A 15,223-nucleotide genomic window follows, 5' to 3' on the forward strand; every position below is an offset into this window, starting at 1 on the left:
AGAGGCACCGGCCGTCAGGGCGGACCATTCCCGGTTGCTACGCGAGCGGTTCGGTGTCGGGCAGTCTCCATGTCTTGTCGAACCACGGTTCCAGCGGACCGTAGAGCCGGACTATCGCGAACCAGCTCTTGCCGGGCAGGGTCTGGATCCAGTTGCGGCTGCCCTCCGGCCGTTCGGGACCGAAGTGGACGTCGACTGAGCCGTCCGCGTTCGAGATCATGTCGCGGTCGCTGGCAACGGTGGGCCATTCCTGGTCGGTCTGCAGCATCGACCGGGTCTGGGTGTCGTAGACGACGATCGACCAGAAGGTGTTGACCGGCACGTTCGGCGGGACGTGCAGCCGGTAGGTCCTGCCGCCGTCGAAGTGCGCGTCGGTGGCGTCGACGAACGCCGTGACATACTGCGATCCGGCGCCGACCATCTCCGTCAGGTACGCCGGACTCGATCCGCTCCCTATGAAGCCGAGCGCGGCGGCGGTGTCGAGCATCGCGGCGCCATTGTCCTGGAACTGGTAACCGGCGAAGAGGAAGACCCGCCAGGCGCCGTCCGGGTAGTAGCGTGCCTCGGGCTGGCGGACCCGGTAGAGGAGCGCGCGGGCGGTCGCGTCGCCGACCGCGGCTGCCTCGGTCAGGATTGCCCGCATCCGCTCGTCGGGGTCGAACGGTTTGCCGTGCTGGATGCCGACGGCGGCGAACATCCCCAGCGTGACCGGGTCGGATGACTCCGGCAGCTCGGACTGCACCACCTCGTTGAGCAGCTCCCAGTACTGGTAGTCGGCGGCCGGGATGGTGACCCACGGCTCGAAGGAGACGTTCACGAATCGCATCGGCGGCGGGTCGTCGGCCTGAGCCAGCGGGTAAGCCCGGGTCTTCGCCTTGATCATGTCGGCGGCCGGATGCGGGTCGCCGTGCTCGTCGCGGAAACCGCGCGAGACGAGGCACATCCCGTAGCTACGGGACCGCACCACGAAGTAGCCGTCCGGGACCTCGCCGTCGTATGCAGGCGGCAGGAACAGGTACTTGCCACCCTGGCCCTTGTCGGGTCCGGTCGCGCCGATGTCGACGACCCAGCGCCCCCACGAGTCGTCGATCAGGCCGTACACGTCGGGCGGGGCGTCCAGGACGAGGGGTCCATCGTGGAGGTCGATCCACATGTAGAAGTACACAACGGTCGTGTGCATCGCCGGTCCGACGGTGCACGGGTGGCACAGGTCCTCCCAGAGCGCCATCGTGGTGTTCGCCGGGCCCCAGCGCAGCAGCCCCCGGCGCCACGCCGCCCACGACACCGGATGCTGCGCCAGCAGGTACGCCTGCACCGCCCGCTGGAAGTCCAGGTTGTCGAACAGTGTCCGGGTCGTCTCGTCGTCCGGGACTCCGTCGAAGGACCGCAGCGTGCCCAACCGGGTGCGGACCTCGTCCGGCATCTCGATGCCGGGCGGAATCGGGGTGCTGTTCGCATGTGAGGTCATCGCGTCCTCCTGTGTCGATAGCCCTTGCCGAGATTCTCCGCCGCCGACCCGACGGCTCGCGCCACCCACTCAGGATGCGCCGTCTCTGCCCTCACTGTGTGCCGGATCGACGAGGGAACACGGGACGGCGTGGTACACCCGTCACGGTCTCGAGGTCGCCGGTTGTGGCATTCATGAACCGCTGCCCTGGGTGGAAGGAGCGCACTCACCTGGGTGAGGCCGACCTGGAGGATGGTGACGGGTATCCCCGTAGCGCGTACGCACGACGCCGGGGATGTCATAGGTGCCGTCGAGCAGCTGCTGCAACCCACGCTGCCCAGCAGCCTGTCCAGGGTCCGGTACCTCACCGCCGGAAGGGCTTTTGCCCACATTCGCCCGAGCTCGCGCCTCCGAGGGGGCGCTCGCGACCGCCTCGAGGTCGTCGTCGAACAGCCGACCGAGCTGTCAGTGCGTTCGTTGAGCCAGTCGAGCGCGCTTCGGTGATCTTCACCGACCGTGTCGATACCCAAACGATGGCCGCGGCGTCGAAGCCGGCTGCGTACATCAGGCTCTGCCCAGGTGCCCGTGATCGGTTCGCTCGAGTTGGTTCTCGATGACGACGGTGCGGCCGTTGTCGTCCTCCGCCTGGATGTCGAAGCAGAATTCGCCGACAGCGACCTGTGTGGACACGACCGTCAACGGCCGCTCGAGCTACTCAGCCGGGAGGTCGATGTTCTCGGCAAGCCAGGGCGTGAAATCACCTGCTTCTGACGTCCGGACACTGAGTGGGTCCGCGACTCGGCGCAGCCTTCCGAGGTCATTACCGTCCAGCTCCGTGGTTGCGATTGTGCGGGCGGCACCAGCCACCGGCGGCCGATTCTCCCAATCGAGGACCCGCCGCTTTTGAAAGGCACAGAAACGGGTAGGCGGAGTTCGCGAGGTTACCCCGGACTGGGAAGGCCCAGCTTCGGTCTGTTGCGGTCACCGGGAGAGGTAGAGATGGGGTTCTGGCTCTACAAGTGCAACGCCGCGGAAGGCGGGCCGTCCGGATATTACGGTGATTGGCTACGGGGCGTGTTCAGTCGAGGTGCACCTGTCGAGTGGGGCGGGGACTACTCGACGCTGTCGGGTGAGGTGTCCAAGCATCTCGCCGAAGAAGTGACGGCCGGGGACGTGGTGGCGGCCTATCAGACCGATTCGAAGTCCGTGGTCGGGTTCTGCACGGTCACCAAGCTGACTGGGGAGCCCGGCGTTCGCAGAATCTACTTGCAGCCCATCCACTGGCTGACGCCGGCGTTCCCGGTGCACGAGCGAAAAGCGGGGACGCCCCTGGAGAGCTCGAATGCAGTCAACGGCCCCGCGGCGTTCCGCGAACTGCCGGATGCCGAGATGCAGGCCCTCGTGACGCTCAGTGGCGCACCCGATCGTGTGCTCGAGGGCAAGCCCGCGAAGGACGGATGGCGTCCTGTTCCGATACGCGATCCCAGTGAATTGATTGTGCCCCTCGACGAGGTCTGGGCCGGCCACACCCGCGGCTACTACGGCCTGGAAGAGTCGTGGCGGCAGGACGGCGTGGTTCTCGCACCCAAGTCGGTGACGTTCTTCGCGAGCTTGGACGATCTGCGGGACTACTTGCGGTGGAGGGTCGGGCAGTGGGAGGCGGACGGGTACGTGAGGACTGTCGGCGTGGAATTCCGAGCCACGGCGGCCCAACTCGTCGACGGTGACGAAGGCACCGGCGCAATGGTGACGTTGGAACCGTTCACCTACCGCGACACCCCTCCCGAGTTCGGAGGGACCGGCGACTGACGCCCGGAGGTGCCGTTCCGTCGGTCTACCGCGTGGTCTTCCCCGCCCTCTCAGCCGCTCCGCAGTGAGGCCGGATGGACGGCACAGCGTACGGACTACACGGCCCGGCAGCCGTCCGGCGCTGCGCCGACTGCCCGACCCGATCCTCGAATCGTTCCGGCGGGTAACGAGTGCCGCTCGTTCGTCGCCCCCTCGGGTATGCGCCGGTCCCGCAGTGCCTGCTCCGGTGACCACCCCGACTCGAGCGTGCGCAACGTCGTCACCTACATTCGGGACCGGCTCGAGGAGTCCGAGACCCTGCAGCAGGCGCAGACGGCACCATGCAGCCGTTCTCGGCGGGCCAGGACCTGCACAGTGAATTCCTCGCCGCGGTGATCGGGAGCTATGGACTCCTCGGCGGACCGGTCGGCGCAGATCCTCGACAACCAGAGGATTGTCGCAGAAGCTGCTGGTGGCGTTGCTTCCGACCGTCTATGAGCGCCTGAAGGGTGCAGTCCAGCACTGTTCGCCTACTCGGAGAAAGTCAGTCGATGGCGTAGTAGCGGTGGTAGGTCCCGTAGCCGGTTGGTTTGCGTCCGATGACTCCGCGCGCGACCAGTCTTTGCAGCCGGTCCTCGGCCTCACGCCGGGTGATGAAGAGCGAACCGGCGACCGTGCCCTCCGACTGGAAGGCGTCGTTCTCGACGAACAACTCGAAGGTTTGCCGGTCGCGGTCGTCGTCGAGCCGAGCCTGTATCGCCCGACGATGGGACGGCTCGAGCAGCGCAGCGGCACGTGCACTCGACAAACGCTTGCGTCGGGAGACGAACAGGTCGTAGGTCTCGCGGTCACGTCGGGTCGGTAGCAGGGCTTGCACCTCACGCCTGAAAGTCATGATCGCATCGAAGGGGTCGGGTTCCGCGGAGGGCACCGTCTCGGACTCCTCGGCCGGGGTGCCGGCATTCATCGCCGCGGTGTCCCGAGGCTCGCTCTCGTCGACGTCGTTGACGTTGTCGATCGGGCGGTAGATGCCGTCGGACAGTTGCTCGACCCGGCCCATCACGACAAGCATCGCGAGTCGTTCCAGGGCGTCCTCCGGGGTGATGCCCGATCTCCTGGCGAGGTACGTGACGGTCACCGGCTTCGGTCGAGCACGCACGATGTGCAGGGCTTCGAGTGCCGCGTCCTCCGAGCAACCGGCGGATTCTTCGTCCGGGACGTCATTCGGGGCGGGGCCGGCATCGTCAACGACGGGTGCGAGGCCCGCGAGGGCAGCGGCCGCGGCAGCGGATGGGTCGTCGTCCTCGATGCCGTTGGGCAGAGTGATTCTCACGATTCCCTCTTCGTGACCCGGAGTGGCGCTGTCGTCGCCTGCTATGTCCAGCCGGGTCCACGCGAGTCGGGGGGCGAGACGAACTCGACGGGTACGTCGTTGACCACGTTTTCGGTGAACGAGAAGCTGCCGTCCTCGAAGTGGGTCGGTCTCGCCAGGCGCAGCAGTCTGCCGTCGTCGTAGACGCCCATCACCCGCCAATATTCCTCGGCCCACCAGACTCCTTGGCCGAGCCGCACTTCGCCGGGTCTCACGGGGACCTCCCGGTCGGAATCGAGTTGCCGCCGTCGACAGGAGTATCGGCAATGTGCCCAGTTATGTTCCCGCGCTCATCGCGGCGACCAGGACCGGCAGGTCGTCCGCGACGACGAGGGACAGTGGGCTCTCGTGGGGCTTGCCGCTGTGCGTGATGATCAAGGCGGTCGGCGGGAGTCCGCCGTCGGCGGGTGGGGAGAGTTTCTTGAGGGCCTGCGGCACGGTCGTCTTGCGGGACAGATGGATGGCTCGATCGTGGGGCTCGACGAACTCCGGTGCCGCGCCCACGGTCTCGCCTTCGACGATCTCGTCGGTGGCCAGGCGGTGTGCGAGCCAGCGTGCGATGCAGTTGGTGGTCAGCAGACCGCGGTAGGTGCGGTCGTCGCAGATGGGAAACTGCGAGTAGTGGTGGCGGCGGATCTCCTCGAGGACCGAGCGGAGCGGATCGTCGAGTCCGAAAGACGCGAGTGGGCGTTGCGGGCGTTACGCAGATCGGCGAACGCGCGCAACGCCGGCAGATCGAGCCGGGTGTGGTGTCGCCGCGCGTAGTCCTCGGCCATCCGGACGACGCCGGTCCGGCCGTCGTCGGTCTGGAGCTTCCATGTGAAATGGTTCTCGATCGCGGTGAACGCGGCCGGGAATCGGATCGCACCGCTTACCTCGTCCATCACGTTCCATCTGCCTGAGACAGGTCTGCGCTTTCGCAGACGGGAGTGGGCATCGATGAGATGTGACGCGTCTGTGGGACTTCTATCCTCCGCCTTCGCGGATACGTACCGCCGATGGCCGCTCGGGGAGCCGGCAGCGCCGGCCGGGTGTCTCCGATCAGCACACCGCCTGACCGACCACTCCCGGTTCGACCCTTCGGACCTGTTGTGGCCCAGACTGAACGGAGTCGCGAGATCGTGGTCGAACGGCGGAACCAGGCACGTCGCCGATTCTCGCCGTCGGGCCGTCCGGAGGTCGTACCGTCGAACTCACGGGCCGGTCGTGATGCCACCGGCCACGGGCAGAATCGAGGCTCGTCGTGCGACTTCGTGGTACCGCAACGTCGTCCGCCGGGGTGGCACCCGCTTTTCCGGGCATCGCCCTTTCCGTTGTGTCCGCCGCGGCCGCGGCAGCAGTCGGTGTCCGCGCGGGCGCGGCGGCATCAGGGTCGTCGCCCATGCCGACGTGAACGGCGGCGGAAGGACCGGCACACCGGGACCGGGCGTCGCCGGAGCCCTGTTCCTCCCCCTTGCGGTCCAGAACTTCCTGATGGTCTACAACTCGACCGCCATGAACGTGGCCATGTCGGCCATAGTCGCGGATCTGCAGACCACTCTGACCGCCGTACAGTCGGCGATCTCGCTGTACTCCCTCGTCATCGCCGCGTTCCTGATCACGAGCAGCAAGCTCGGAGGCCGCCTCGGCTACCGACGAACCTTCGTCCTGGGCGCGGAGATCTTCGGGCTCGGCACGCTCATCACTGCCGTCGGCCCGAGTATCGTCTTCATGTTGGTCGGCTGGTCCCTGCTCCAGGGGATCGGCGTGGCGCTCATGATCCCGGCCATGCTTGCCCTGCTCACCGACGCCCTGACCGGCGCCACACGGACGAGGGCGTTGTCGACGATCGGGACGGTCGGCGGGGTCGCCGCGGCGGCAGGCCCCATCGTCGGTGGCGTGATCACCAGTTTCCTGAGCTGGCGGGTGTCGTTCCTCATGGGAACCGTGGTGACGGTTGTCGTGCTGCTCCTCATGCGCCGGGTCGCCGAACCGGGGCGACGCAGCGTTCCGGCGGAGGATCGCCGGTTCGACGTCCTGGGAGCGGTGCTGTCCGCGACCGGATTCGGGCTCCTCGTCGTCGGGACGCTGCTGGCCGGCAGGTACGGCCTGGTCCGGGCCCGGCAGGACTTCGAGGTGCTCGGGTACACGGTGCTCGAACGGGGCGGGGTGTCGCCCGTGCTCGTACTGGGCGGCGCCGGGCTGGTGGTCCTGGTCGCGTTCGCCGCGTGGGAGCGCCACCTCGTCACGAACGGTCGAGATCCGCTGGTGCGGATCGCGGTGCTGCGAAATCGGACGACGCGGGCCGGCTCGGAGACCCTGGCGATGCAGGCGCTGGTGACCGCGGGTGTCCTGTTCCTGGTGCCGGTCTTCCTGCAGACGACGCTGGGTTTCGACGCGCTGTGGAGCGGCCTTGCCATGCTGCCCGTGACGCTGGGGCTGATCGTCGCCGCCTCGGCGGCGGCCCGGCTCGTCGCCGGCCGCCGAATGACTCATCGGACCGCCCAGCTGTGGTCGTTCCTGTTCATGATCGCGGGCTGCGTCGCGGTCGCCGCCATGTTCGACCCGCGCGAGACGGGGCAGACCGCGACGGGCCTGGCGCTCGCGCCGGGGCTCTTCCTCCTCGGTGTCGGCCAGGGCATGACGATGACGCTGACCGACCTGATCCAGTCGACGCCGCCGGCGGAGGAGGTGAGCGACGTGACGGGCCTGTCGCGGAGCATCAACTACCTCGGGAGCTCACTCGGAGTGGCACTGGCCGGTGCGTTCCTGACGACGGCGCTGGTCTCCTCGTTCCAGTCGGGGGTGGACGACAGCGCCGTGCTGAACGCCGCGGAGAAGCAGCTCGTCCAGCAGACGGTAGACCAGCAGGTCCAGGTCACCGCGCTGAGCGACGACCAGGTCGGTGCCAACCTCGCGGCACGGGGCGTCGGGGGTCCCGCTGCCGACGAGCTCGTGCGGATCAACGCCGACGCCAGGAACCGGGCCCTGACCTTCGCCGTCGGCGCCATGGCGGTCATGTCGACCGTCGGCTACGTTGTCGCGCTACGACTCCCGCGGGTACCTGCCCGGCGTCGGTGACCGGGGGTGCCCTCGTTTGCGCAACCGCCCACGTCGGAGACCGGGACAGTCCTACACTCGGCGCATGGCTGCGCTGCGGGTGGCGGACGAACCGGTGGACTCTTCGAAGCTCGACAACCGGGCGCCGTCGGTGGCCCGGCTGTTCGTCGACCGGGTTGCGGCGACTCCCGAGGCCGAGGCCTTCCGGTATCCGAAGGGTGACGGCTGGGAGAGCGTGACCTGGAGGCAGGTGGGCGAGCGGGTCGACACGCTCGCCGCGGGCCTGATCGCCCTGGGGGTCCAGCCTCAGGATCCGGTCGCGGTCGCGTCGTCGACCCGGTACGAATGGGTGCTCGCCGACTTCGCGGTGATGTGCGCCGGTGCCGCGACCACCACGATCTACCCCACGACCAACGCCCCCGACGTCGCCTTCATCGTCGCCAATTCGGGCAGCGGCGTCGTGATCGCGGAGGACCGGACCCAGGTCGACAAGCTCGTCGCCCACCGCGCCGACCTGCCGAAGGTGCGGACCGTGGTGGTCATCGACGGCGAGGGCGACGGGGACTGGGTCATCAGCCTCGCCGACCTGGAGGACAGGGGCCGGAAACTGCTTGCCGAGTCGCCCCGCGTCGTCGCCGACCGGGTCGACGCGATCCGGCCCGAACAGTTGGCCAGCATCATGTACACCTCCGGCACCACCGGGAAGCCGAAGGGCGTGCTGCTGCCGCACTCGGGGTGGACGTACACGGCTGCGGCCGTCGACGCGGTGAACATCCTGGGACCCGACGATCTGAACTTCCTCTGGCTGCCGCTGTCGCACGCCTTCGGCAAGGTCATGCTGGCGCTGCCCCTGCAGATCGGTTTCACCACCGTGATCGACGGCCGCGTCGAGAAGATCGTCGAGAACCTCGCCGTCGTGCATCCCACCTTCATGGGCGCGGCGCCGCGCATCTTCGAGAAGGCACACGCCCGCATCGAGGCGATGATCGCCGAGGAGGGCGGGGCGAAGAAGAAGATCTTCGACTGGGCCCTCGGCGTCGGACTGCGTGTCTCGCAGGCCCGGCAGGAGGACCGCGCACCCTCTCGCCTCGACCGGCTCCGGTATCGGCTCGCCGACCGTCTCGTGTTCTCCACCATCAAGGAGCGTTTCGGCGGTCGCCTGCGGTTCTTCGTCTCGGCGGCGGCCCCGCTCGACCGTGCCGTGGCGCAGTGGTTCGACGCGGCCGGCATCATCATCCTCGAGGGGTACGGCCTGACCGAGACGTCCGCCGCGTCGTTCATCAACCGCCCGTACGCGTACCGGCTCGGCACCGTCGGCTGGCCCTTCCCGGGCACGGAGGTGCGGATCGCCGGCGACGGGGAGGTACTGCTGCGCGGGCCGGGCGTCATGGACGGCTATCACGAGCGGCCCGATGCCACCGCAGAGGCCCTCGAACCCGACGGCTGGTTCCACACCGGCGACATCGGGGAACTCGACGCCGACGGGTTCCTGCGGATCACGGACCGCAAGAAGGATCTGTTCAAGACCAGCCAGGGCAAGTACGTCGCGCCGTCCGCGATCTCCGCCACCTTCAAGGGCATCTGCCCCTATGCCAGCGAGATCGTCGTGTACGGCGAGAGCCGGCCCTACTGCGTCGCCCTCGTCGGTCTCGATGCCGAGGCGATCACGGAGTGGGCGGACAAGAACGGCATGGCCGGCAGGGAGTTCGGTGAGATCGCCCGGGACGAGCGGACCCGCGAGCTGATCGCCGGCTGCATCGACCGGCTCAACGACCGGCTCAACCGCTGGGAGCAGATCAAGAAGTTCACGGTCCTCGACCGGGAGCTGTCCATCGAGGCGGGGGATCTGACGCCCAGCATGAAGCTGCGCCGCAAGCTGGTGGTCGACAATTTCGCCGACCGGATCGAGCAGCTCTACGTCTGACGCCCGTCGCGGCTCACCGCCCTGCGGAACCTGCTATCGGGTGCTTGCGCCGACCGTGGCGTACGCCTCCGCCAGCAACGCGACGACGCCGTCGTCGAGCTGATCCGGGGTGGCGATGCTCAACCGGTGGGTCGTCACCTTTCCGGTGGTCGGGAAGGCCTCCCGCAGCTGCGGGTGATGGACCCGCCGCGGCAGGTCGATCGCGATCTCGAGCCGCGACGAATAGACGAATGCCGCCGCGAACACGCGACCGCGCCCCCACCGCACCTCGGCGGTGCGGACCTGCTCCTCGACGTCGTCGCCGAGGCCCAGCACGAGCGTGCGGAGCCGGCAGAACATGTCGACGGCGGCGGCATCCTTGTCGGCCAGGTAGTCGTCGATCGTCGCGTGCATCGCGGGCTCCTCGCCTGGGTGGCTCAACGGGACCGGCCGTAACGGTCGGCGAGCTTGTCTTCGGTGCTGCGCTCCACCGGAGCGGGCACCGGTTCGGCCTCGGGGGCGGCGGCCGGCGCCGGGTCCTTCCGCTTGCGGCGCTCGCGCAGCTCCGCCCATACGAAGTACCCCAGGCCCAGCGGCGCCATGATCCCGAACGCCACCCACTGCAGCCCGTACGACAGGTAGGGGCCGGCGTCGAGCTGCGGCAACGGGATCGTGCCCAGCCCCCCGGCCTGGTTCTCGGACAGCTGCAGGTATCCGCCCGTCAGCTCCAGGCCGGTGAACGCCGCGATCTGCGCAGGGTCGATCGAGTAGACCTGGGTGTGGCCGGCGTCGCGGAACGGGGTCTTGCCCTCGGCGGTCCCCTCGGACATCCGCAGGCGGGCGTCGACGGTCACCGGACCGGCCGGTGCCGGGGCGAACCCGGGGATCTCGGTGCCCCGCTCCGGGCGCACGTATCCACGGTTCACCAGGACGGTGCGGCCGTCGGCGAGCCGGAACGGCGTGAGCACCTCGTAGGCGGGGGAGGACTCGACGCTGCGCAACCGCACCAGCAGGTCCGAATCCGGGAGGTAGGACCCGGTCGCGACGACGCGCCGCCACTCGTCCTCCGGTGCCGGCGCGGCACCGGTCAGCAGCTCCTCCACCGGCACGGGGTCCGTGGCCAGCGAGGCGGTGATCCGGTCGTTGCGCTCCTCGGTGGTGGTGTTCTTGCCGAGCTGCCACGGCGCGAGCACTGTGAAGCACGCGTAGGCGAAGCCGCCCACCACCAGGGCCAGCACCAGCCAGCTCGGGCGGAGCAGGAACGTCAGTCGTCGCACGTAACCACGGTAACCGGTGACGCGGGCCTCATTGCCGTCGCACCCAGTCGAGCAGGCCCGGGATCGCCGCCTCGATCTGCCGCCGGACCAGTTCGAACTCGTGCCGGTCGCCGTAGTACGGATCCGGTACCGACTCGCCCTCGGCGTCCGGGTCGAAGCTGCGCAGCAGCACCCGGCGCTCGGCGGGCACCCCGAGCTGCGCGAGCACCCGGTCGTGGCCGGTGTCCAGTGCGACCACCAGATCGGCGGCGAGCTGCTCGTCGGTCACGCGCCGGGCGCAGTGCCCGGTCGGGTAGCCGTGCCGCCGCAACAGGTCCGTGGTGCGTGGATCCGCGTCCTCGCCGGCGTGCCAGTCGCCGGTGCCGGCGCTGGTGACCCGCACGCGCTCGGCGAGACCGGCCCGGCGGAGGTGCTCGGCGAAGATCTTCTCGGCCATCGGCGACCGGCAGATGTTGCCGGTGCACACGAACGTCACGTGCAGGCGCTCAGCGGTCACCGGTCAGCACCCTCGTCAGTTCGTCGACGCTCGCCGTGGACCGGTGGGCGACGGCCGCCTCGTCGTCGGCGCCGTACCCCCACTCGACGAACACCGTCGGAATACCCCACCGCGCCGCGCCCGTCACGTCGTGCTCGCGGTCGCCGACCATGACCACGCCCGCGGTGCCGCCGTCCTCCGCGGCGACCGGGTCCACCCCGAGCGAGGCCAGACTGTGCGCGATCACGTCCGACTTCGCCCGCCGGCTCCCGTCGTCGCTCGCGCCGCCGATGAACTCGAAGTGGGCGGCCAGCCCGAAGTGCTCGAGGATGCGGACGGCGAAGCCCTGGTTCTTCGACGTCGCGACGGCGAGCCGGCTCCCGGCGTCGCGCACCCGCTCGAGCATCGCCGCCACCCCGTCGAACACGGAGTTCTCCGCCCAGCCGCGCGCGTCGTAGCGCTCGACGTACGCGGTCAGCGCCCGATCCACCTGCTGTTCGTCGAGACCGAGCCCGCGCAGTGTGTCGATCATCGGCGGACCGAGGACCCGCTGTGGCTCGTCGTGCGCCGGTTCCGGAACGCCCACCGTGGCGAGCGCATGCCGGAACCCGTCGAGCACGCCCGCCGCCGAGTCCGTGAGGGTGCCGTCGAGGTCGAACAGCACGACGGGCGCGGGCAGCAGCAGTGGATGCAGGTCGGCGAGAGTCGTCACGTCCCCATTGTCCCGGCTCCCGGCGAAGCCCGCCGCGTAGGGTCTCGGGCAGCACCCGGGAGACGACGAAGGAGGAGCGGTGACGGCGGTGGCGCTGCGCGAGGTGATCGACGTGCTCGAGACGGCCTATCCGCCGTCGCTGGCCGAGTCGTGGGACTCCGTCGGGCTGGTCGCCGGTGATCCCTCCGAGCCCGTGAGCAGGGTCCTGCTCGCGGTCGACGCGACCGCCGCCGTCGTCGACGAAGCCCTGGCCTGGGGTGCGCAGTTGCTCCTCGTGCACCACCCGCTGCTGCTGCGCGGCGTCGACACCGTCGGCGCGCACACCCCGAAGGGCGCCCTGATCCACCGGCTCATCCGAGGCGGCTGCGCGCTGTTCACCGCCCACACCAACGCCGACCGTGCCGACCCGGGCGTGTCCGATGCGCTGGCACAGGCGCTCGGCCTGACCGGCCTGCGGCCGATCGAACCCAAGCCCGAACCGGCGGTCGACAAGTGGGTGGTCCTCGTGCCCGCCGACTCGGCCGAGACGGTGCGCGCCGCCCTGTTCGACGCCGGTGCGGGCCGGCTCGGGAACTACCGCGAGTGCTCCTGGACCACCTCCGGGACCGGACAGTTCCGTCCCGAGGCCGGGGCGGATCCGGCGGTCGGCACCGTCGGCGAACTCGAACGCCTGGCCGAGGACCGCATCGAGGTCGTGGCCCCGCGATCGGTGCGCGGCCCGGTGCTTGCTGCCCTGCGCGCGGCGCACCCGTACGAGGAACCCGCGTTCGACGTGCTCGAACTCGCCGCTCTGCCCGGCTCCCGAGGTCTCGGCCGGGTCGGAGAACTCCCGGCGCCGCAGACGCTGCGCGAGTTCACCGAGCGGGTCGCGGCCGCACTGCCGGCCACCGAGTGGGGGGTGCGCGGTGCCGGCGACCCCGACCGGATGATCCGCACCGTTGCGGTGTGCGGCGGCTCCGGCGACTCCTTCCTCGGCACCGTCGGCCGGCTCGGCGTCGATGCCTACGTCACCGCGGACCTGCGGCACCATCCCGCCGACGAGCACCTGCGCGCCGGCGGCCCCGCGCTTGTCGACGTCGCGCACTGGGCCAGCGAGTACCCGTGGTGCGCCCAGGCGAAGGGTGTGCTCGACGACGTGTTCGCCGACCGCGACGGCTGGTCGACCCGCGTCAGCGCGCTGCGCACCGATCCCTGGACCACCGCAGCCCGGTAGGTCCGGGTTCCCCGTGACCGGCCGCGCGGTACGGTAGGCAGCTACCACCCCCCCTTGATCTCGTCGCCGAAAGCAGGAACCCGCCGAGTGAACGTCGAACCCGCCGTGCAGTCCAAGCTCCTGGCCCTCGCCGCTGTGGACACCGAGGTGACCCGCCTGGCGCACCGGCGCCGCACCCTGCCCGAACAGCAGGAGGTCGAGCGGCTCGAGGCGGAACGCACCGCGCGCCGGGACGCCGCCGTCGCTGTCGAGATCATCCTCGACGACCTCGACCGCGACATTCGCAAGCTCGAGGGGGAGGTCGAGGCGGTCCGCCAGCGGGAGGATCGCGACCGCAAGCTCCTCGCCGCCGGCGGAGTGGGCGCCAAGCAGCTGTCCGAACTCCAGCACGAGCTGACCAGCCTCGAACGCCGGCAGGCCCTGCTCGAGGACGAGCTGCTCGAGGTCATGGAACGCCGGGAGGCATCCAAGGCCGATCACGACCACGCCGGCGCGCGGTTGTCGAGCGTCGACGAGGAACTCGCCGACGCGGTCCGCCTGCGCGACGAGGCGCTCGCCGACATCGAGGTCGCCGAGCAGCGGTGCCTGAGCGACCGCGCGGCACTCGTGGAGGCCTTCCCGGCCGAGCTGGTCGACCAGTACGAGGCGCAGCGGACGAAGACGGGCATCGGCGCGGCCCTGCTGCAGGCGCGCCGGTGCGGCGCATGCCGCCTCGAGCTCGACCGCGGCGAGATCGCTCGCATCGCCGCCGCCGCCCCCGAGGTCCTCGTACGTTGCCCCGAGTGCAACGCGATCCTGGTGCGTACCAAGGAATCCGGGATTTGAGCCGGGTAGTTGTCGAGGCCGACGGCGGCTCGCGCGGCAACCCGGGCCCCGCCGGCTACGGTGCGGTGGTCTTCGGCGCCGACCATGAGGCGGTGCTGGCCGAGCGCAGCGCGAGCATCGGCCGCGCCACCAACAACGTGGCCGAATACCAGGGCCTGATCGCCGGATTGACCGCCGCCGCCGAACTCGGGGCCGACGAGGTCGACGTCCGGATGGATTCCAAGCTCGTCGTCGAGCAGATGTCGGGCCGATGGAAGATCAAGCACCCGGACATGATTCCGCTCGCCGCCCGCGCCCGCGAGCTGGCCCGGGGATTCTCGCGGGTCGAGTTCACCTGGGTGCCACGCGCGGAGAACGCCTACGCCGACCGGCTCGCCAACGAGGCGATGGACGCCGCCGCGTCGGTTGCTTCGGGTTCCGAATCCGCTTCTCCCACACCGGAATCGGCGGCCCCACCGGTGAAGTCGCCCGGCTGGACCGGCGCTGTCGGCACGCCCACCCGGATGCTGCTGCTGCGGCACGGGCAGACCCCGCTGTCGGTGGAGCGCCGCTACTCCGGCCGCGGCAACCCGCCGCTGACGGAACTGGGCCGTGCGCAGGCCCGCGCGGCCGCGCGTCGCATCGGCGAGCGCGGCAACGTCGCCGCGGTGGTGTCGTCGCCGCTCGGGCGGGCCCGGGAGACCGCCGATGCCGCGGCGTCGGCGCTCGGTCTGCCCGTGACGGTGCACGAGGGCCTCATCGAGACCGACTTCGGCAAGTGGGAGGGGCTGACCTTCCTCGAGGCGGCGCAGCGCGATCCCGATCTGCACCGGCGCTGGCTGGGGGACACGTCGGTGCGCCCGCCGGGTGGGGAGAGCTTCGACGAGGTCCGCGGCCGTCTCGCCACCGTCCGCGACGATCTGGTCGCGGAGTACGGCGGGGCGAACGTGCTCGTCGTCTCCCACGTCACGCCGATCAAGACACTGCTGCAGATGGCGCTCGACGCGGGGCCGTCGCTGCTGTACCGCCTGCACCTGGACCTCGCGTCGCTGAGCATCGCCGAGTTCTATCCCGACGGCGGCGCGGCCGTGCGGCTGGTCAACGACACGTCGCACCTGTAGGCGCCGTCGGCGCCGGTGTGTCTTTCGGGCTGCGCCCACCGCCCGAAGGACACACCGCCGGCAGCGTCCCGG

General features: G+C 69.9%; 16 protein-coding genes. 7 read left to right on the plus strand and 9 right to left on the minus strand.

Annotated features, from left to right (window positions below; all coding sequences use genetic code 11):
• Window positions 1-37 precede the first annotated feature (37 nt).
• Complete coding sequence (locus tag G6039_RS10455; RefSeq protein ID WP_043800871.1) at window positions 38-1,468, minus strand: DUF1254 domain-containing protein; 1,431 nt, start codon at window positions 1,466-1,468, stop codon at window positions 38-40.
• Window positions 1,469-2,032: 564 nt separating this feature from the next.
• On the opposite strand from G6039_RS10455, the gene G6039_RS10460 reads away from it, so the two are divergent.
• Together G6039_RS10460 and G6039_RS10465 are read left to right on the plus strand one after the other, a co-directional pair.
• Window positions 2,033-2,218, plus strand: a complete 186-nt coding sequence (locus G6039_RS10460) for a hypothetical protein (RefSeq protein ID WP_152103900.1) — start codon at window positions 2,033-2,035, stop codon at window positions 2,216-2,218.
• 228 nt (window positions 2,219-2,446) lie between these two features.
• Window positions 2,447-3,256, plus strand: a complete 810-nt coding sequence (locus tag G6039_RS10465; RefSeq protein ID WP_029544289.1) for a hypothetical protein — start codon at window positions 2,447-2,449, stop codon at window positions 3,254-3,256.
• Between the two features lie 523 nt (window positions 3,257-3,779).
• Here the strand turns inward: G6039_RS10465 and G6039_RS10470 are convergent.
• The 4 genes from G6039_RS10470 to G6039_RS30535 all read right to left on the minus strand — a co-directional run bounded on the left by G6039_RS10470 (window position 3,780) and on the right by G6039_RS30535 (window position 5,491).
• Window positions 3,780-4,568, minus strand: a complete 789-nt coding sequence (locus G6039_RS10470) for a hypothetical protein (RefSeq protein ID WP_043800866.1) — start codon at window positions 4,566-4,568, stop codon at window positions 3,780-3,782.
• A 41-nt stretch (window positions 4,569-4,609) separates the two neighbouring features.
• Window positions 4,610-4,822, minus strand: a complete 213-nt coding sequence (locus tag G6039_RS10475) for a hypothetical protein (protein ID WP_029544285.1) — start codon at window positions 4,820-4,822, stop codon at window positions 4,610-4,612.
• A gap of 61 nt (window positions 4,823-4,883) precedes the next feature.
• The gene (locus G6039_RS30530; protein WP_231386026.1) at window positions 4,884-5,243 is read right to left on the minus strand and encodes a hypothetical protein; all 360 of its coding nucleotides are present in this window, start codon (window positions 5,241-5,243) and stop codon (window positions 4,884-4,886) included.
• Complete coding sequence (locus tag G6039_RS30535) at window positions 5,180-5,491, minus strand: hypothetical protein (protein WP_235194094.1); 312 nt, start codon at window positions 5,489-5,491, stop codon at window positions 5,180-5,182. Before G6039_RS30535 ends, G6039_RS30530 begins: the two co-directional genes overlap by 64 nt.
• A 505-nt stretch (window positions 5,492-5,996) precedes the next feature.
• Here G6039_RS30535 and G6039_RS10485 point away from each other — a divergent pair.
• Together G6039_RS10485 and G6039_RS10490 are read left to right on the plus strand one after the other, a co-directional pair.
• Window positions 5,997-7,667 carry an MFS transporter gene (locus tag G6039_RS10485; protein ID WP_051446114.1) on the plus strand — a complete coding sequence of 557 codons (1,671 nt, stop codon included), beginning with the start codon at window positions 5,997-5,999 and terminating at the stop codon, window positions 7,665-7,667.
• Between the two features lie 64 nt (window positions 7,668-7,731).
• On the plus strand, window positions 7,732-9,570 hold the full coding sequence (locus tag G6039_RS10490; protein ID WP_006947691.1) for an AMP-dependent synthetase/ligase: 1,839 nt from the start codon (window positions 7,732-7,734) through the stop codon (window positions 9,568-9,570).
• Between the two features lie 33 nt (window positions 9,571-9,603).
• Here G6039_RS10490 and G6039_RS10495 read toward each other — a convergent pair whose 3' ends face one another.
• From G6039_RS10495 to G6039_RS10510, 4 genes are read right to left on the minus strand one after another with little or no spacing between them, the layout of a single operon-like run.
• Entirely contained in the window at window positions 9,604-9,963 is a 360-nt protein-coding gene (locus G6039_RS10495) for a DUF5655 domain-containing protein (RefSeq protein ID WP_006947692.1), read from the minus strand.
• A gap of 23 nt (window positions 9,964-9,986) precedes the next feature.
• Entirely contained in the window at window positions 9,987-10,826 is an 840-nt protein-coding gene (locus G6039_RS10500) for an SURF1 family cytochrome oxidase biogenesis protein (RefSeq protein WP_006947694.1), read from the minus strand.
• Between the two features lie 28 nt (window positions 10,827-10,854).
• Window positions 10,855-11,322 carry a low molecular weight protein-tyrosine-phosphatase gene (locus G6039_RS10505; RefSeq protein WP_043800863.1) on the minus strand — a complete coding sequence of 156 codons (468 nt, stop codon included), beginning with the start codon at window positions 11,320-11,322 and terminating at the stop codon, window positions 10,855-10,857.
• Window positions 11,312-12,013: an HAD hydrolase-like protein gene (locus tag G6039_RS10510; protein WP_006947703.1), complete on the minus strand. Its 702-nt coding sequence runs from the start codon at window positions 12,011-12,013 to the stop codon at window positions 11,312-11,314. The genes G6039_RS10505 and G6039_RS10510 overlap by 11 nt, the downstream gene beginning before the upstream one ends.
• A 79-nt stretch (window positions 12,014-12,092) precedes the next feature.
• Between G6039_RS10510 and G6039_RS10515 the strand changes: the two genes are divergently transcribed.
• The 3 genes from G6039_RS10515 (at window position 12,093) to G6039_RS10525 (ending at window position 15,151) form a co-directional block, all read left to right on the plus strand.
• Window positions 12,093-13,226 carry a Nif3-like dinuclear metal center hexameric protein gene (locus G6039_RS10515; protein WP_043800860.1) on the plus strand — a complete coding sequence of 378 codons (1,134 nt, stop codon included), beginning with the start codon at window positions 12,093-12,095 and terminating at the stop codon, window positions 13,224-13,226.
• 87 nt (window positions 13,227-13,313) lie between these two features.
• Window positions 13,314-14,051 carry a zinc ribbon domain-containing protein gene (locus G6039_RS10520; RefSeq protein WP_043800857.1) on the plus strand — a complete coding sequence of 246 codons (738 nt, stop codon included), beginning with the start codon at window positions 13,314-13,316 and terminating at the stop codon, window positions 14,049-14,051.
• Window positions 14,048-15,151, plus strand: coding sequence for a bifunctional RNase H/acid phosphatase (locus tag G6039_RS10525; RefSeq protein ID WP_006947709.1), 1,104 nt, complete (start codon window positions 14,048-14,050; stop codon window positions 15,149-15,151). The genes G6039_RS10520 and G6039_RS10525 overlap by 4 nt, the downstream gene beginning before the upstream one ends.
• The last annotated feature ends 72 nt before the right edge of the window (window positions 15,152-15,223 follow it).

Source organism: Rhodococcus aetherivorans (assembly GCF_011058165.1).
Classification (GTDB): Bacteria; Actinomycetota; Actinomycetes; order Mycobacteriales; family Mycobacteriaceae; genus Rhodococcus; species Rhodococcus aetherivorans.